The organism is Flavobacterium sp. 9, assembly GCF_002754195.1.
In the GTDB taxonomy this organism is placed as follows: Bacteria; Bacteroidota; Bacteroidia; order Flavobacteriales; family Flavobacteriaceae; genus Flavobacterium.
This window is the reverse complement of record NZ_PEEU01000001.1, coordinates 2,646,116-2,665,405: the sequence shown is the minus strand read 5'-3', so window position 1 is coordinate 2,665,405 and position 19,290 is coordinate 2,646,116. Positions and strand designations below refer to the sequence as shown.

Here is a 19,290-nt window from a genome sequence, read left to right as displayed (position 1 = left end):
TAAAAATCCCAAATTCCAATCTAATGATTTTGGAATTTGGGATTTTTTTTATGTTGTGGATTTCTTTAGAATTCTAAATAATAAATGTATCCTACATTAAACCAAACTTGTGAATCGTTTGATTTATTTTCTTTATAAAGATCTTTGTTAGGATTTAAACCATCAACCCAATCAGAACTAAATCCCTGATAACGGGCTTCGAACATCAGATCGCTCATTGTTGTTAGTTTGTAATGAACTCCAACACCTGCTGTTATAGAGGCGACTACACCTGACTCACTAGAGAAACCATATGGACGGCCATCTGACGGAGTTAAGTATTTTGGAAAAGTATTTTCTGGAAGTCCTAAAGTACCTAATCTGGAATCAACTTTGGTATTATAGTAACTTACCTGGAAACCTACACTTACATAAGGGCTAAAGCCACCAATTGTGTTCTCAAAATCATGAATTTTCATAAACGGAGAATACTCCAATTGAGCTCCAAGGTTAACTAAAGTAGAGCTTCCGTGCATTGCTCTAAGATGTTGTACGAGGTTTTTGAATTTTTCTCTTTCTACCCAATAACCAAAATGTTCTAAGTTGGTTTTGTTAAAAGATAATTCGGATCTAACTTTAAAGTGTTCTGTGAAAAAACTTTCTCTGTTGTTATTGGCTGAGAAATTTATAAAGTGGACAATTCCTACACCAAATCCGGTATTTCCGATATTTGTATCAAAATTATTTCTTTGGCCGTAATCGGATTGAAAAACTACAGGTCCGAATATTATTCCTACTTCTTGTGCTAAACTGGACTGACCAGTCGCAATTGTTGAGATGCCAAAGATGGCAAATAATGTGATAATTACAGGTTTGAGCATAGTTTTGGGCTTTCTAATCAGGGCAAATATATAAAAAACAAGTTCGATTCAAAACAATAAATTTGGCTATTAGAAAATAAGTAATAAAATACTTAATTTACTAACTTTAACTATGTTAATTTGATGTAAACTTAGAAGTGTAAATGTTATTTTAATCATTGTTTGAAAAATAAACAAATCTACTGCCCAGATGCAAAAAAATAACAATTTACTGTATCTTTGTGTGTTATTACGAAAACGTTTTCTCTAAACGTTTTCGTAATACATAATTGAGCAAAAAAATAAAATAATTTATTTCAAAATGGAACAAAAAATAAATGAGTTTATGGCTCTTGTAGAGTCAAAGAATCCAAACGAGCCTGAGTTTCTTCAAGCCGTTAGAGAGTTTGCAGAAACGGTAATTCCATTTATTGCAGAAAGAAAAAAATACGATGGTAAAAATTTACTTCTTAGAATTGCTGAACCAGAACGTTCTATAATATTCAGAGTTCCATGGGTGGACGATAAAGGAGAGATAATTGTAAACAGAGGTTTTAGAATTCAGATGAATTCTGCAATTGGGCCGTACAAAGGTGGAATCAGATTTCATCATTCTGTAAATTTATCAGTTTTAAAATTTTTAGCTTTCGAACAAGTTTTTAAGAATAGTCTTACTACACTTCCAATGGGTGGTGGAAAAGGAGGTTCTGATTTTGATCCGGAAGGAAAATCTGATGGAGAAATAATGCGTTTCTGTCAATCATTTATGACTGAATTATGTCGTCATATTGGTCCTGACTTAGACGTTCCTGCAGGAGATATTGGAGTTGGTGCAAGAGAAATTGGTTATTTATTTGGTCAATACAAAAGAATCAGAAACGAATTTACTGGTGTTTTAACTGGTAAAGGTCTTGCTTACGGTGGTTCTTTAATACGTCCTGAGGCTACAGGATATGGAGTTGTTTATTTTACAGATCAAATGTTACGTACTATCGGACATGAAATTAAAGGTAAAAGAGTGGCAATTTCTGGTTTTGGAAATGTGGCTTGGGGAGTTGCTTTAAAAATAAACGAATTAGGAGGAAAAGTAGTTACTATTTCTGGTCCTGATGGTTATATTCTTGATGAAGAAGGTATTTCTGGAGAGAAAATCGAGCACATGGTCGAAATGAGAGCAACTGGAGATAACAGAGCTGAAGTTTATACTCATAAATATCCAAATGCTGTTTTCCATAAAGGAAAAAGTCCATGGGAAGTAAAAGTTGATATCGCAATTCCATGTGCAACTCAAAATGAGTTAAACGGTGATGACGCTAAGAAACTTATTGATAATGGAGTTTTATGTGTGACTGAAGCTGCAAATATGCCTTCTACTTTAGATGCTATTAAATTATTCCTTGATAATAAAGTATTATTTGCTCCTGGAAAAGCTGCAAATGCTGGAGGAGTTGCTGCATCTGGATTAGAAATGACACAAAACTCTATTCGTCTAAACTGGACGAGTGAAGAAGTTGATTTAAGATTAAAAGATATCATGGTTGGAATTCACAACCAATGTAAAAAATATGGTGCTGGAGAAGATGGTTATGTAAACTACGTAAAAGGAGCTAACATTGCCGGATTTGTTAAAGTTGCCGATGCTATGCTTGCACAAGGTGTAGTATAATTTTAATTGAAGATTTTTTTTAAGCCTTCATTTTTCGCAAAGAAAAATGAAGGCTTTTTTAATTTTGTGTTAAATCCATAGATGCAGTTTGTTCATTATTAAGAAAAGAATAATTCTTCTTAATCTATTAAAGGTTCAAAAAAGAACTTTATTTAAAGTAGAACAAAAATCAAATACTTTCGTTTGTAGTATATTTGTCTATCTGAATATGTCAAATAATGAAGAATAAGTTTCTGTATATTTTATTTTTATTACTGTTTCAATTTAATTTCGCTCAGAGTAAATTGTCTTGGGAAGGTTATTTTTCGTTTAACGAAATAAAAGATATTTCAGAATCTTCAACTACAGTTTTTGCTGCTTCAGAGAATGCTTTGTTCTCTAAAAACTCGGCTACAAATGTTGTCAAAACAACTACGACAATCGATGGACTTTCGGGTCAGACTATTTCGGCGGTTTATCATAGCGATGCATTCAAAAAAACTATTGTTGGTTATGAAAACGGTTTAATGATTGTAATCAACGAAACCGACGGAAGCATGCTGAAAGTTGTCGATATCATTAACAAACAATTATCGCCAAGCATAAAAAGAATTAATAATTTTATGGAACATAATGGTTTGCTTTATGTTTCATGCGATTTTGGAATAGTACAATTCAATTTGACAACTTCGCAATTTGGAGATACTTATTTTATTGGAGACAATGGCGCAGAAACCAGTGTAAAACAAACCACTTTTTTTAATGGATTTATTTACGCAGCAACTTCAACCGGAATTAAAAAAGCAGATAGTACAAACGCAAATTTAATTGATTTCAACCAATGGCTTCTTGTGAATCCTGGCGATTGGTCAAGTGTAGAAGCTTTTGATACAGAACTTATCGCAATAAATTCAGCGGGATATATTCATCGTTTCAACTCCAATACATTTGTTGGATTTCTGCAGCTTTCACAGCCTTCTGTAGATATGAGAGCAAAAAATCACAATTTGTTTATTACGATACCAAATTCGGTTTACGTTTATAACAATCAAATGGTTTTGAATCGTCAAATTTCAAATGCACAAGTTTTGGATAATAGTCTAAATTTTACTTGTGCTACTGCTGTTGGCGATATGATTTTCATCGGAACAAAAGAAAAAGGTTTATTCTCTTCGACGCTTGCAGGAGTTTCTGCTTTTGTAGATAATACGCCTACGGGACCAGTTCGAAATAATATCTTTTCTTTCGATGTTTCTCCAAATGTATTATGGGCTGTTTATGGAGATTATAATATTTCTTATGATCCATATCCATTAGATACTTACGGTATTAGTAGATATAATTCTTCTGGTTGGTTAAATATTCCTTATTCAGAAGTTTATGATGCAAAATCAATAACACGTATTTTGATTAATCCCAAGAATGAAAAACAAGTTTATGCAAGTTCTTTTTTTTCAGGATTAGTAAAGATTGAAGATGATGTGCCTAATTTTTTATATAATGAAAAAAACAGCGGTCTTGAAAGTCTTACTTATGCCGGACCAGATTATAAAGATGTTCGAATCAACGGAAATGCTTTTGATAAATCCGGAAATCTTTGGATAACCAATAGCCGAATTAAAAACGGTTTAAAGGTTTTTAAAGCAAATGGACAATGGCAAAGTTATGATACAAGTACAATTTTGGCTAAACCGGAAGACGTTAGTTATTCAAATATCGCTATTGATAAAAATAGCACCAAATGGATTTCTACCAATAGAGATGGTGTGATTGCTTTTAATGAAAGTACAAATGCATTCAAAAAAATGACTTTGGGAGCTGATTCAGGAAATTTGCCTTCAGCAGATGTTAGATCTGTAGCGGTTGATACTAAAAATCAGCTTTGGATAGGAACTACAAATGGATTGAGGGTTTTGTCTAATGTTGGAAGTTTTCAATCTGAAAGTCAATTAAAAGCGAATCCTATTATTATAATGGAAGATAATCTGGCTCAGGAATTATTATATCAGCAATTTATCACTTCTATTGCGGTAGATGGATCAAATAATAAATGGATTGGAACAGCCGATTCCGGAGTTTTTATGGTTTCGCCAAATGGTCAGGAAACAAAATATCATTTTACTATAAATAATTCACCATTGCCAAGTAATGCTATAAATGATATTAAAATAAATAGTGTAAGTGGCGAAGTTTTTATTGCAACAAATAAAGGAATGATTGCTTTTAAAGGGATTGCAACACAGGCAAATGAAGATTTGAACAATGTATATATTTATCCAAATCCAGTTCGCCCAACTTATTCGGGAACAGTAAAAGTGGCAGGATTAATTGATAAAGCCAATGTTAAAATCACAGATATCGAAGGCAATCTCGTTTATGAAATCACTTCGACAGGCGGAACAATAGAATGGGACACAACCGCTTTTGGAAGATATAAAGTAGCTTCAGGAGTTTATATGGTTTTTATTTCTGCACAAGACGGAAGTGAAACTAAGGTTAAAAAAGTCATGATAATTAGATAATGTGGCAATTGAGATAATTAGATAATTGTTTAAAGTATAAGAAATCATGATTATTCGATAGTTGCCGGTCTCAGTTTTCAGTCTCGATGAAAACTTGAAACCTGAAACCTGAAACAAAATAAACAAAACAAAAATTGTTAGTCAAAACCAAAGCAATAGTAATTTCGGCATTAAAATTTCAGGAGAAAAGTTTGATCGTAAAATGTTTTACGCTTTCAAACGGCTTGAAATCTTATTTTGTGCGCGATGCTTTTTCGAGTCGGAAAGCGAGCCAGAAAATTGCTTATTTCCAGCCTTTGTCTATTCTTGAGATCGAAGCCGTTCATAAAAACAAAGGTACATTAGAAAACTTCAAAGAAATTAAATCTGCAGTTCCGTTTCAGAGTATTCATACTGATTTGATAAAAAGTACAATGGTAATGTTTCTGTCCGAAATGTTGCATTATTCAATTCAGGAAGAAGAAAAGAACGAATCGTTATTTATTTTTTTAGAAACCGCTTTAACTTGGCTTGACCATCATGACGAAATTTCTAATTTTCATTTAATTCTACTTTTAGAAGCCACCAAATATTTAGGTTTCTATCCTGATGTTTCAGAAATTGATCTTCCTCATTTCGAAATGATCGATGGTGTTTTTATACCTTTTCATGGTTTTAACGCACTTACAGAACACGAAACCAATGTGTTTAAAAAACTAATTGATTTAAAATTCGACAACGACCAAAAAGTCTTTAATGTGGCCGAAAGACAAATTTTATTGAAAATTCTAATCGATTATTACAGCTTCCATTTAGACGGTTTTAAAAGACCAAAATCACTGGAAGTTTTGCGAGAAATATTTTCTTAAAACCGATTCCTATTTTTATATATTTGTGCGTTGAATTTTATTAAATGTTAATGTTTTTCTCCTTTAATAAGTTAATTCAACAACAAAACCATACCCAAAAATATTAATTTTTTAAGAAAAAGACTACTATGAAGAAAATTACATTCTCGATTTTTTTGCTTTTATTAGTTTGCGTTTCAGCATTTTCACAAAGGAAATATGATGAAATCGTGAACACAGACAGTGCTGTACAGGATTTGGTACAGAACGGAATTACAGGAATTGTTGTTTTTAAAGAAGGGGCAACTATAAAAGGTTTGGATCCTGAAACTAAAAAAGTGGTTTGGACTTTGACCAAAGAGGATTTTGGAGGTAAATCAGCAGCGGATATCATAGCTGACACAGATCTTACAAAACTTTTTGCGGATAAAAGTTCTTTAACAAACGTTGTCGGAAGTCCTTATGTTGAAGCTTACATCAATAGTAAGTACATGATCATTAATACTGATACTGGTAAAGTAGTTTATAATTCATCAAAAGAATCTTTTTGGGTAACACAATCAGATTTTATTCCTGAAACAAATGAGTATTTGCTTACTTTGAAAAAAGATGGAGATATGGCAATCGCATTGTTGGATATGACAACTGGCGAATTAAAATGGAATACTACTGTAGACAAAGCAAAATCATTATTTAGTTTCTCTTTCAAAGAGTCAGTAAATACAAATATTGCTACAGTTCACGGATCAGTAATTTACTATTTATTATACGGAAAATTATATTCTTTTGACAGAGCGACAGGAAAGTTGAACTGGAAAGGGGAAGAAGATTATTCTAAATTCTTTTTAACTCAAAATGATAAAAACATTGTTGTTGTAAACAACACTGGAACTTTTTCGACAAAACAATATTTGAATGTTTTGAATACAGAAACAGGAAAAAGTATCTGGAAAGAATCTATCAAAACAAAAAGAGTTGTTTATCTTGAAGATTGGGGAACAAAAATATTAGTTGCTCATTACAGCGGATTTAACTTTTTTGACTTAAAAACAGGAGAAAAAATCTGGAAAAAAGATGCACGTGGAGATGGATTGAAAAGAGTAATTCCTATCGATCAGGATTTCTTATATGTTGCTGAAAACGAAATGATGTTGATCAACAAAGACGGAGAAAAACTTTGGAAAAAATTCATCGAAATTTCTGATGATAAAGAAGATCCAATTTATTACTTAGGAAAAGTTGGTGAAAAAGTAATGTACCTTACAGGAACTTACGGAAACATGGTAGATTACAAAACAGGAGTTAAACTTTGGAAACGTAATATCTCGTTTGACAAAGATCGTCCGGTTTTGCCTACTTATGATGAAGCTACAAATTCTTACTTAGTATATAATGACGAGAAATTATACAAATTTGATCCAAGTATTAGCGACAAACCAGAACCATTTGCTAAAGTAAATATCAAAAAAGAAAAAGAATTAAACAGTATTGAATTATTCCCTTGGGGAGTTGTGCTTTCTGGACCACTTGAGGTTATGGGAGTTAATATGGATGGTACAATTAAATATCACCTTACATACTCACAACCTGGAGAAGGAACAAGACGTCTTCTTAAAAGTGCTGCCATTGTTGGAAGTATCGGTTTAGGAGTTGGAGCAGGTGTAAGCGAATTTAAAGGTTCTGAGGTGACAATGACATACCGCGACTCTAGCGGAAATATGAGAACTACTGTTTTAGTGCCAGAAGATAAGAAGAATATGGATCAGGCAAAAAATTATGCAGCAGGATCAGCAGCTCTGGGAATTGTAGCGGCTAAATTTAATTCTCGTTTTAATGCTATGAAACAAAACAGAGACTACTCTTATATTTTTGCTAAAGCAGAAACAGGAGAAAAAATTCTTGTAAAAGTGAGTAAAGTAGATGGAGTTGAGGTTGATAAAATTATTTTCACAAACAACAAACCAGTTTATGAAGTAGATCCTGCGACACAAAATATTTTTTATGTGTCTGATAAATCTATTCAAATCTTCAATAAAAAATAAGAAAATTAAAACTCTAAAGCCATCAGAAGTTGTTTCTGATGGCTTTTTTTTTGCCTATGAAAAAAACGTTACTCTTAATTGCTTTGCTTGTAATTGGTTCAATTCAGGCGCAAGAAAAAATAAGCTCAAAAACGAAGAAATTTAAAATTCCCGTAATTCGATATTCAGAATTTCAAGCTCTTGATAATGTATTAACACAAACGGCTTTTTATCAAATGGATAAAGGCTTGCAAGAAGAAGAAACTAATTTAAAGAAGAACTACTTTAATATTAATGGTTTTATAAAAGATCCTGTAAATGGGAAGCTTAAATTGTATTTGACCTTTGCGATGCCCAGATATACGCAAATGAATATTGATAGTACATTTGATAAGAAAGAAAACAAATGGGTTTATAGCGCACGTTCAAATTATTTGACGAATGTAAAACTTGATGTTAAATATGGAGATAAAATTCTATTGACTAAAGATTTTGGAGGTTCAGAATCCTATTCTATAAGTGTGGGAAGTAGTCTGGGATCTATGAAAATTGCAGCTTCAGAAAATGATAAAAAAATAAGAGCCGCAGTCAAAGAATCAGATTATAGCAGTGTAGGACTTGGATTTGATAATGTTATTTATCAGGCAGCAGGAAGAATTCAGGAGTTTTTAGATTATAAATTCGGATATACAACTGATATATCTAAAGAAAGGTTCGAATTTGTGACTTCAAAAGGACATTCGGAATACAAACAAATTCTTGCTTTTGAGACGGAAATCATGGCTCAAATGGAGAAAGTAACTCTTGAAAAAGGTCTTGACGAAAAATTGCTTGCGCCACATTTGCTGTATTTAGAAAGTTTATTGGTAAAATATCCGCTTTCTCCGGCAAATGAAGACATTCGTTTTATTGTTACCAACAATTTGGCTGAAACTTATTTTTTACTTGAAAACAAAGAAAAAGCTTTGCAGTTTGCTAATTTATTGATCGAAAATGATAAGCTAGATTCAAGAGGATCCACAATTATCGAAAGAGTTAATAAAGCCAATTTTGTAGATAAAAAAATAAGAAATCACACAACTCGTTTTGCAGATCTTAAAAAGCTGGGCTTAAAAATTGAGGAAGAAAAAGAAGAATTGAGATTAGCATTTTTTGAAAAAATCGATCGCCAGGAAGCAGATTGGAATATTGAAAAAGAAAATAGAGCAGCAGCTTTAGAAAAAAGCAAAATTCAGCGTGAGAATATGCTTGATTCTATCGCGTATCAATCTAATCCGGATTTGTTGGCGAAAATCATTGCTAATTTAGGCGGAAGCGATGTTTTGAAAAAAGTTGAGAAAACACATTTGTTATCGAAACTAACTCTTGAAGAAAGTAATATTCCTCAAACAGAGGAAAGATGGGCGACAACGACAAATTATCTGTTGAAAAAGAAAATGCCTGAAACTTATTATGAAATTGTAAACGGACCAGAAGCATGGAGTCATAGCGATCGCGAAAGTGGAGTTGAGGCAAAATGGGCAAAATTACCAATGTATACTTACGGTAATCTTTCGACAAATCTGGATCCGGTTAATTTTTTAAGCGCTTTAAGACTTGACTTATGGAACAAATTAGAGCTTCAGCAAGACGAAATGGTTGACGGAAAATTGTGTTATCATTTTAATTATTTCGAAAAAACTTTGAATGCAAGTAATAGAACGATTCCTAAAACGGATTATCATCTTTTTGTAGACAAAGAGAATTTTTCGATTGTTGTAACGGAAAGAACAGAATTTGATGACGGAAACAAAAGTTTTTTCGAGCGAAAGTTGTTTAAAGATTATCGTCCTATAGCAGCTTTAAATTCAGGAAAGATTCCGCATAAAATCAATTATGAAATTGAAGATTTTTACGGAGATACTTTCTATCAGGAAAGCCGTGAAAAAGTTGAGGTAAATGCTGTTTTTGGAAATAGAATTTTTATGAAAGAAGTTTATTTCGGAGGGTTTAAATAGCCTTTTAAATTCAGAAAAAAAGAATAAAGAGAATTGGTTAGTTTTAGGATTATTTACTCAAAAAAATGAGATAAGTACCGGAAACTAATCAATTCTTTTGTTTTTGTATCTATAATCTCAACAAAAGTTTGTGAAATTTCAAGAAATTGATGGTCAATAATCCAAAATTCCTTACTTTCGCACCTCGTTTAAGAAAAGGATAAAATGAGCACAAAATTTACTGAATACAAAGGACTTGACTTGCCAACAGTAGCGTCAGAAGTACTTGATTTTTGGAAGAAAGAAAATATATTTGAAAAGAGTGTAACTACTCGCGAAGGAGCAGAGCCTTTCGTATTTTTTGAAGGTCCGCCTTCAGCAAATGGTTTACCGGGAATTCACCACGTGATGGCACGTGCGATTAAAGATATTTTTTGCAGATATAAAACTCAAAAAGGTTTTCAGGTAAAAAGAAAAGCCGGTTGGGATACTCACGGTTTACCTGTAGAATTAGGTACGGAGAAAGAACTTGGAATTACAAAAGAAGATATTGGTAAAACAATTTCTATTGAAGAATATAACGAAGCGTGTAAAAAAACCGTAATGCGTTATACTGACGTATGGAATGATTTGACCGAAAAAATGGGATATTGGGTAGATATGGAAGATCCATATGTTACTTACAAACCAAAATATATGGAGTCTGTTTGGTGGCTTTTGAAGCAAATCTATGATAAAGGTTTGTTGTACAAAGGATATACAATTCAGCCTTATTCTCCAAAAGCAGGAACAGGATTGTCTTCTCACGAAGTGAATCAGCCTGGAGCTTATAGAGATGTTACAGATACTACGATTGTAGCACAATTCAAAACTTTGCCGGAAACTTTGCCAAGCTTTTTACAAGGTTTTGGTGATATTCACATTTTGGCATGGACGACAACTCCTTGGACATTACCATCGAATACAGCTTTGACAGTTGGACCAAAAATCGATTATGTTTTAGTAAAAACATTCAATCAATATACTTTTGAGCCAATCAATGTTGTTTTGGCTAAGAATTTAGTTGGAAAACAATTCGGAAAAGGATTTTTCCTAAGTGAAGATGATGCTGATTTTGATAATGTAAAAGAAGGAGATAAAAAACTTCCGTACAAAATTTTAGCAGAAGCAAAAGGAGCTGATTTAGTAGAGATTCGTTACGAGCAATTATTACCGTACGTATTACCTTATCAAAATGCTGAGAACGCATTTAGAGTAATTGCCGGAGATTTCGTTACGACAGAAGACGGAACGGGAGTTGTACATACTGCTCCAACTTTTGGTGCTGATGATGCTAAAGTAGCAAAAGAAGCTAAGCCGGAAGTACCGCCAATGTTGGTTCTTGACGAAAGCGGAACACCAGTTCCATTAGTAGATTTACAAGGAAAATTCACTTCACATTTAGGTGAATTAGCTGGTAAATACGTGAAAAACGAATATTATGATGCAGGACAAGCGCCAGAGCGTTCTGTCGATGTTGAAATTGCTATTCGATTAAAAGAAGAAAATAAAGCCTTTAAGGTTGAAAAATACGTACATAGTTATCCACACAGTTGGAGAACTGATGAGCCGTTATTATATTATCCACTAGACTCTTGGTTCATAAAAGTAACCGATGTAAAAGATAGAATGTTCGACCTGAACGAAACTATCAATTGGAAGCCTAAGTCTACTGGTGAAGGACGTTTTGGGAATTGGCTTAAAAATGCCAACGACTGGAACTTATCTCGTTCTAGATATTGGGGTATTCCGTTGCCAATTTGGAGAACTGAAGACAAAAAAGAAGAAGTTCTTATTGGTTCTGTAGAAGAATTGTACAATGCGATTGAAAAATCTATCGAAGCAGGTTTTCAAAAAGAAAATCCGTTTAAAGGTTTTGAAATCGGAAATATGGCTGAATCAAATTATGATTTAATCGACTTGCATAAAAATGTAGTGGATCAAATTACTTTAGTTTCGGCTTCTGGACAACCAATGAAACGCGAAAGTGATTTAATTGATGTTTGGTTCGATTCTGGAGCAATGCCTTATGCACAATGGCATTATCCTTTTGAAAACAAAGATAAAATTGACGAGAATAAAGATTTTCCGGCGAACTTTATCGCTGAAGGTGTCGATCAGACTCGTGGATGGTTTTATACCTTACACGCAATCGGAACTTTGGTTTTTGATAAAGTAGCTTATAAAAATGTAGTTTCGAATGGTTTGGTTTTAGATAAAGACGGAATAAAAATGTCTAAAAGTAAAGGGAACACTATTGATCCTTTTAAAACCATTGCAGAATTTGGTCCGGATGCCACACGTTGGTATATGATTATGAACGCAAATCCTTGGGATAACTTAAAGTTTGACCTTGAAGGAATTGCTGAGGTTCGTCGTAAATTCTTCGGAACTTTATATAATACCTATTCATTCTTTTCGTTATATGCGAACATTGATGGGTTTAAATACGCTGAAGCGGAAATTCCGTTAAACGAAAGACCGGAAATCGATCAATGGATTATATCTGAATTACATTCTTTAATAAAATTTGTTGACGAATGTTACGAAGATTACGAACCAACAAAAGCGGCGAGAGCTATTTCTGATTTCGTTCAGGAAAACTTAAGTAACTGGTACGTTCGTTTATGTCGTCGTCGTTTCTGGAAAGGTGAATATGCTCACGATAAAATTGCAGCTTATCAAACGCTTTATACTTGTCTGTTAACGATCAGTAAATTAAGCGCTCCGATCGCTCCTTTTTTCATGGATAAATTGTACCGGGATTTGACAAGTTCGACAGAATCTGAGCAATATAGCAGTGTTCACTTGGCTGAGTTTCCAAAATTTGTCGAAAACTTTGTTAATAAAACGTTAGAGAGCAAAATGCAGAAAGCGCAAACCATCTCCTCTTTGGTTTTATCGCTTCGTAAAAAGGAAATGATTAAAGTACGTCAACCTTTGCAAAAGGTAATGATTCCAGTACTTGACGAGAATCAGAGAGCTGAAATTTTAGCTATTTCTGATCTTGTAAAAGCCGAAGTAAACGTTAAAGAAATTATACTTTTAGACGATGATTCTGGTATATTAGTAAAGCAAATTAAACCTAATTTTAAAGCGCTGGGACCACGTTTTGGTAAAGATATGGGTCTGATTTCCAAAGAAATACAATCTTTTTCGGCAGATCAGATTAATCAATTAGACAAGCAAGGCACGCTAGATATTGTTATTGCTGGAAATAATGTAACTTTATCACTAGAAGACGTCGAAATAACATCGCAGGATATTGAAGGTTGGTTGGTTGTAAATTCAAACGGAATTACGGTTGCGCTTGATATTACAATCTCGGAAGAACTAAAAAGCGAAGGAATCGCCAGAGAACTGGTAAACAGGATTCAAAATATCCGTAAAGATTCCGGATTTGAGGTTACCGATAAAATTAAGGTTCAAATAAAAAGGAATGGTATCTTAGAAGATGCGGTTCTAAAAAATGAAGACTATATTAAGTCTGAGACATTAACAGATGATTTGGTTTTTGTGGACGCTTTAGAAAACGGCACAGAAATTGAGTTTGATGATATTAAAACATTGATATTAATTTCAAAATAATATAATACCATGATAGATGAAATTACAAGATACTCTGATGCTGACTTAGCAGAGTTCAAAGAAATAATTCAAGTTAAAATACAAAAAGCACAAGCCGATCTGGATTTAATAAAAAGTGCTTACATGAACGATTTGAATAACGGAACAGATGATACTTCTCCAACTTTTAAAGCATTTGAAGAAGGAAGCGAAACAATGTCTAAAGAAGCAAACTCTCAGTTAGCAATTAGACAAGAAAAGTTTATACGCGACTTAAAAAACGCTCTATTCCGTGTTGAAAACAAAACGTATGGTATTTGCAAAGTAACAGGTAAATTAATTGGTAAAGAAAGGCTTAAAATCGTTCCTCATGCTACAATGAGTATCGAAGCTAAAAACTTACAACGATAATCTACTTCTAAATACAAATAAGCGCTCCTTTTAGGGGCGTTTTTTTTGTTTAATGTTTTACGAAACTGTTTAAAGATTGGGTTTTTTTATTTTGAAAGAAATTATTTATAATTATTACAAATAAGCCAAAATAAAGAGTATGTGTTTTTGTAAGAAGATCGAAACGCAGGAAGATTGCGGGTGGAAGGGTATATTTTAATTAGAACTGTTCATAATCTGAACAGTTCTAATTAATAAAAAACGAAGTTTATTACGCTAGGTTTTTCTCTAAGTCTAATTTGTGTTTTCTTAAAATAGCTCTCGTCATTCCTAAATTTGCTTTTGTAGAATCTGCCGCAAGATAAATCATGAATTTTTTGTTAGGAGAAATATCGATAATATGAATTTGATTTGATAATGTAATCAAAATATCTTCGATTTCCTGATTTAGGTTTAAGGCTTTTACGGCGCTTAATTTTGCTTTTACAACTTCAAGGTTGTAAGCTGCAGCAAGTTCAGGATCAAAACCTGGGTCTATTGTTAGATTTCCAAAGCTTAGTCCTGATTCAATTTCGGTTACAGCTACTGCAATAAAGCCGTTTACGTTAGTTTTCATTTCATTTAAAAACACGTTTAAGAAGTCGTTACTCATAGTTTAGTGGGTTTGTTGGGTTAATAGATTTATGTTATTTTAATAGGGAATTTTTGCTTAGTTCGGCTGCTACTTCATCTGTTGAACGCATTAATAAGCCCAGATTGCTTCCGTCTCTGGAAAAAGCAATTATAAAATTTGTGCCGCTTATTTTATTTCCAATTACAACTCCTTCAGAGGTTTTCAGGAAGAGTTGTTTTAGTGCTCCCTTATCTAAGTCGATTAAGAATTTCTCGCTCATCGATAAGATTGCTGCGCTCATTGCTGCAATGCTGTCTCCGTAATCCAAGTGAAGAGAAGTGATTAGTTTTCCTTTTCCATTTAGAATTAATGCAGCGCTGGATTTTGTGTTCACTAAAAAATCGTTCAAGGTGGTTGTGATTTCATTCATATTTTGTAGGATTTAGGAGAGTGATTAAAAATAATTCGTTTTTGTATGTTTGGTGTGATAAATATAGCTTTTTTAGCTAAACAAATGTTAATTTTTATTAACAAATTTAAATTAATTTATGTATTATTGTAATACCCAATTATGAATGATTTTATTTATTCACTATAAACAACTTGTACTATGGCTAAAGTATTGAAATTTAAAGAGGTGAACTTTGATGTTGAGAGTAGAATGAAAGAATTTGAAAAATTACGAATCAAGTTCAAAGCTGATGTAAAAAAGGCTGAGGCCAAAAAAGCAACTGCCGGAAAAGAAGGCAAGGGATTGCTTAAGTCGATATCGGATTTCTTTGCAGATAGTCCAAAAGCACCAGCTAAAGCAGTTGTTAAAAAATAGAATATAGTATAGAATTAAAACTGAACAATACAGGTTTGGTTTTATTACAAAAGAATTAACGCTCCATAAGGGGCGTTTTTTTTGATTAAATTGTTACTTTTGCGCATCAAAAAAATTTAAAATGACATTACGAAAAGCGTATTTCCTTATATTCTTAGTTTTAATTGTTGATCAGCTTTCAAAAATCTATGTAAAAACAAACTTTGTTTTAGGTGAAGAAGTTGTTATTGCTGATTGGTTCAGAATTCATTTTATTGAAAATGAAGGAATGGCTTGGGGAACAAAGATTCCCGGAGAATACGGTAAATTGATTTTGACAGTTTTTAGGATCTTCGCCGTTTTCGGAATTGGATATTGGTTAGCTGATGCTATAAAAAAGCGTCATTCTACTTATTTGATAGTTGCTATTGCATTAATCTTTGCCGGTGCAGCAGGAAATATTATTGATTCTGTGTTTTACGGAGTGATTTTCGATGACAGTACACATAGTTTAGCAACTCTTTTCTCGCCAACTCCATACGGATCATGGTTTCATGGATTAGTAGTAGATATGTTTTATTTTCCTATTTGGGAAGGGAATTTGCCAACTTGGTTACCGATTTTTGGAGGTAAACATTTTGCTTTTTTCAATGCAATTTTCAATGTAGCCGATATGGCGATTTCAACAGGAGTTGGAATCTTATTGGTTTTTAATAAAAGAGCATTTCCTAAAACAGCATAATTAGGTTTTAAAAATCTAAAATATAAATTCCAAATTCCAATATTTGAAGCGTTCATTGCTTACAGATATTGGAATTTGGAATTTTACATAATTGGGTTTTAATATTTATTGTGTTATTTTTACCGTACGAAAAACCAAACTTATGCAAAGTCCGTCTTTCTCTATATATGATGCATCTGCAGGATCGGGAAAGACCTATACATTGGTTAAGGAATATCTCAAAATTATTCTTTCGTCTCCCAAAAATGATGCTTATCGAAATATTCTCGCCATAACTTTTACCAACAAAGCGGTTCATGAAATGAAAAACCGTATTGTTGGAAGCTTGTCTGAGTTTGCCAAAGAACAGCCTTCTGCGAAAGCAGTCGATTTAATGGAAGACTTGTCTCGCGATACAGGACTTTCGGTAATTAAAATCAAAACAAAATCGCAAAGTATTATTAAGCATCTTATTCATAATTATGCTGCTTTTGATATTTCTACAATCGACAAATTCACGCATAAAGTGATACGTGCTTTTGCGCACGATCTAAATTTGCCAATGACTTTTGAAGTTACATTGGATACTGAAAATTTACTAATCGAAGCCGTTGATGCAATTATCGCTCAGGCCGGACAAGATGAAACTTTGACAAAGTTGCTGATTGATTTCACAATGGAAAAAACCGATGACGATAAAAGTTGGGATGTTTCGCGTGAAATTTTGGAAACCGGAAGATTGGTTTTAAATGAAAATAATCGAAATGAGATTTTGCATTTTCAGGATAAATCGATCGAAGAATTTGTCGAAATAAAAAAGAAAATGCTAGTTCTGTGTAAAGATCTGGAATCTGAAAATGAAACTTTTGCAACAGAAGCACTTTCTTTAATTGATAAAAACGGAATTGATTTAAAATCATTTTCCCGAGGAACTTTTCCGAATCATTTAGAAAGTATTCGTGATGGGAAATTTAATCCCCGAAATAAAACCTTTCATGAATTCGATGATATTGCGATTAATAAAACTGCTAAAGACAGAGCTTTAATCGAAAATATAATTCCGGAACTACTTCAGATTCTGGAGAAAATTTATAAAAACTTCGAAAAGAGAGATTTCTATAAAGCCTTTCTAAAAAATATAACACCGCTTTCTCTTCTGAATACTGTAAGTAATGAGTTAGCGAAAATTCAATCAGAACAAAACGTTTTGTCAATTTCTGAATTTAATGCGATTATCCATCGTGAAATTCAGAATCAACCAGCGCCTTTTATTTATGAACGTTTAGGGGAGAAATATCGTCATTTTTTTATTGATGAATTTCAGGATACTTCAGAAATGCAATGGCAGAATTTGATTCCGCTTATACATAACTCGCTTTCGGGGGAAGATGATTTTGGAAACAAAGGTACTTTGATGATCGTTGGAGATCCAAAACAATCTATTTATCGATGGAGAGGAGGAAAGGCTGAGCAGTTTATCGAATTAGGGAAAGAAGAAACTTCTTTTTTTAATCATGAAAAAGTAGTTAAACATCTCGATACAAATTATAGAAGTTATAGCGAAGTAATTGATTTTAATAATGCCTTTTTTAAGTTAATTGCAGCTGAATTTTCGAACGAAGATTATAAGGATTTGTATGAAAATCATAGTTTTCAGAATTCAAACTCGAAAAAAGGTGGTTTTGTAAATATTTCTTTTCTGCCAATAATTGAAAAAAATGAAGGAGACGACGAAGAAGTAGTTGAAAAATCAGATTTGTATGTTTTGGCAACTTTAAATACAATTCAAAAAGTAATTCGTGAAGGTTTTGAATATAAAGACATCGTAATTTTAACTCGTAAAAGAGATCAGGGAATTGCAATTGCTAATTATTTGACAGAACAGAATATTCCGCTTTTGTCTTCGGAAACCTTGATGATTCAAAATGCGACCGAAGTTCGGTTGATTGTTTACTTATTGAAATATTTAAATAATAGCGCCGATTTAGAATCGAAAGCTAACTTTTTGCATTTTTTGGCAACGCATAAAGAAACAAATATGCCAATCCACGATTTTATAGCGATGGGAATGGCAAAAAAGTTTGAAACTGATTTCGAAAAATGGCTTTTGACTTTTGATGTTTCGCTTTCTTTCGAAGACGTTCGTAAAAAATCATTGTACGAAGCAGTTGAGATTATTATTTCAAAGTTTGTACTTCCTTCGGAAGGAAATGCATATATCCAGTTTTTTCTGGATATTGTTCTGGAAAGAGATATTAGAAATCAGGCAGGAATAGCTGATTTTTTATATTTTTGGGATAAAAACGGAGAGCGATTTAGTATTCCTTCCCCAGAAGGGAATAATGCTGTTCGAATTATGACCATTCATAAGTCAAAAGGTTTGGAGTTTCCTGTGGTTATTATGCCTTTCGCAGAAGAAGATTATAATCGAAAGCCAAAAGATAAATTGTGGCTGGATACAGAAGATTCAGGTTTGGATATTCCAAAAGCCTTAATTGATAATAGTAGTGCGGTTGAAGGTTTTGGAGAAAGTGCATCAGCGGTTTTTAATTTGAAGAAGCAAGAGGAATTGCTTGATAATGTTAATGTTTTGTATGTTGCGTTGACTCGGGCAGAAGAACAGTTGTATGTGATTTCTCAATCGATAAAAGAACGAAAAGATGGTGATTTTCCATATAACATGGCTTCTTTCTTTATTAAATATTTAATTAGCGAAGGAGTTTACGATCCTGAGAAGTTAGAATATGATTTCGGAAATAAGACAAGGCTTTCGGCTTCAAGTAAATCTGTAGATTTAGTAAAACCGATTCCTGTAGTTTCAGAAGTTTTAAATCCGAAGAATATAAAAATTGCGCAGCGAGAAGCTTTAATGTGGGGAACGCATCAGCAAGAAGCTATTTCTTACGGAAATGTTGTGCATGAGATTTTGGCTTTTGTCAAAGATAAATCTGATGTGGATTTGGCAATTACAAAAGCCCTTGAAAATGGTTTGATTAAAGTTGATCAGGTAGAAATGGTTTCAAAAACACTTCAGGAAATTGTAAATCACTCTGAATTGAGTTTTTGTTTTGATGGAAATTATTTGATTTTAAACGAACAGACAATAGTTCAAAAGGAAGGGAAAATTTTAAAACCGGACAGAATTGTATTGACAAAGAATAATGAAGCTTATCTTTTGGATTATAAAACCGGAGCAGTTAATTCTAAATATGCACAGCAACTTCAGGAATATCAGGATGCTATTGAAGATTTAGGGTACAAAGTGTTAAAAAAAGCGCTGGTATATATAGGAACAGAAATCGATGTAGTAAATTTGTGAAAAAAT

The 19,290-nt window shown here is 32.9% G+C and carries 13 protein-coding genes; 10 read left to right on the top strand and 3 right to left on the bottom strand.

Annotated features, from left to right (window positions below; translation table 11 throughout):
• Positions 1-65: 65 nt before the first annotated feature.
• Positions 66-860, bottom strand: a complete 795-nt coding sequence (locus tag CLU81_RS10930) for a glutamate dehydrogenase (RefSeq protein WP_099709829.1) — start codon at positions 858-860, stop codon at positions 66-68.
• Positions 861-1,161: 301 nt separating this feature from the next.
• Here CLU81_RS10930 and gdhA point away from each other — a divergent pair, with 301 nt between their 5' ends.
• From gdhA to CLU81_RS10895, 7 genes are all read left to right on the top strand, one after another.
• On the top strand, positions 1,162-2,505 hold the full coding sequence (gene gdhA, locus CLU81_RS10925) for an NADP-specific glutamate dehydrogenase (RefSeq protein WP_099709828.1): 1,344 nt from the start codon (positions 1,162-1,164) through the stop codon (positions 2,503-2,505).
• Positions 2,506-2,723: 218 nt separating this feature from the next.
• Entirely contained in the window at positions 2,724-5,006 is a 2,283-nt protein-coding gene (locus tag CLU81_RS10920) for a T9SS type A sorting domain-containing protein (RefSeq protein ID WP_099709827.1), read from the top strand.
• Positions 5,007-5,140: 134 nt separating this feature from the next.
• Positions 5,141-5,854 (top strand): DNA repair protein RecO, encoded by a 714-nt coding sequence (recO, locus tag CLU81_RS10915; protein WP_099709826.1) that lies wholly within the window; start codon positions 5,141-5,143, stop codon positions 5,852-5,854.
• A 128-nt stretch (positions 5,855-5,982) separates the two neighbouring features.
• Positions 5,983-7,875, top strand: a complete 1,893-nt coding sequence (locus CLU81_RS10910; protein ID WP_099709825.1) for a PQQ-binding-like beta-propeller repeat protein — start codon at positions 5,983-5,985, stop codon at positions 7,873-7,875.
• A gap of 56 nt (positions 7,876-7,931) precedes the next feature.
• On the top strand, positions 7,932-9,851 hold the full coding sequence (locus CLU81_RS10905; protein ID WP_099709824.1) for a hypothetical protein: 1,920 nt from the start codon (positions 7,932-7,934) through the stop codon (positions 9,849-9,851).
• A 204-nt stretch (positions 9,852-10,055) separates the two neighbouring features.
• Positions 10,056-13,457 (top strand): isoleucine--tRNA ligase, encoded by a 3,402-nt coding sequence (gene ileS / locus CLU81_RS10900; RefSeq protein WP_099709823.1) that lies wholly within the window; start codon positions 10,056-10,058, stop codon positions 13,455-13,457.
• A 9-nt stretch (positions 13,458-13,466) separates the two neighbouring features.
• The gene (locus CLU81_RS10895) at positions 13,467-13,847 is read left to right on the top strand and encodes a TraR/DksA C4-type zinc finger protein (protein WP_089352199.1); all 381 of its coding nucleotides are present in this window, start codon (positions 13,467-13,469) and stop codon (positions 13,845-13,847) included.
• 250 nt (positions 13,848-14,097) lie between these two features.
• Here CLU81_RS10895 and CLU81_RS10890 read toward each other — a convergent pair whose 3' ends face one another.
• Both CLU81_RS10890 and CLU81_RS10885 read right to left on the bottom strand, forming a co-directional pair.
• On the bottom strand, positions 14,098-14,478 hold the full coding sequence (locus tag CLU81_RS10890) for a hypothetical protein (RefSeq protein ID WP_099709822.1): 381 nt from the start codon (positions 14,476-14,478) through the stop codon (positions 14,098-14,100).
• Positions 14,479-14,512: 34 nt separating this feature from the next.
• The gene (locus tag CLU81_RS10885; RefSeq protein ID WP_099709821.1) at positions 14,513-14,869 is read right to left on the bottom strand and encodes a roadblock/LC7 domain-containing protein; all 357 of its coding nucleotides are present in this window, start codon (positions 14,867-14,869) and stop codon (positions 14,513-14,515) included.
• A gap of 180 nt (positions 14,870-15,049) precedes the next feature.
• On the opposite strand from CLU81_RS10885, the gene CLU81_RS10880 reads away from it, so the two are divergent.
• From CLU81_RS10880 to CLU81_RS10870, 3 genes are all read left to right on the top strand, one after another.
• Entirely contained in the window at positions 15,050-15,265 is a 216-nt protein-coding gene (locus tag CLU81_RS10880; RefSeq protein ID WP_099709820.1) for a hypothetical protein, read from the top strand.
• 121 nt (positions 15,266-15,386) lie between these two features.
• Positions 15,387-15,986 (top strand): lipoprotein signal peptidase, encoded by a 600-nt coding sequence (locus tag CLU81_RS10875; RefSeq protein ID WP_099709819.1) that lies wholly within the window; start codon positions 15,387-15,389, stop codon positions 15,984-15,986.
• Between the two features lie 142 nt (positions 15,987-16,128).
• Positions 16,129-19,284 carry an exodeoxyribonuclease V subunit beta gene (locus CLU81_RS10870; protein WP_099709818.1) on the top strand — a complete coding sequence of 1,052 codons (3,156 nt, stop codon included), beginning with the start codon at positions 16,129-16,131 and terminating at the stop codon, positions 19,282-19,284.
• The last annotated feature ends 6 nt before the right edge of the window (positions 19,285-19,290 follow it).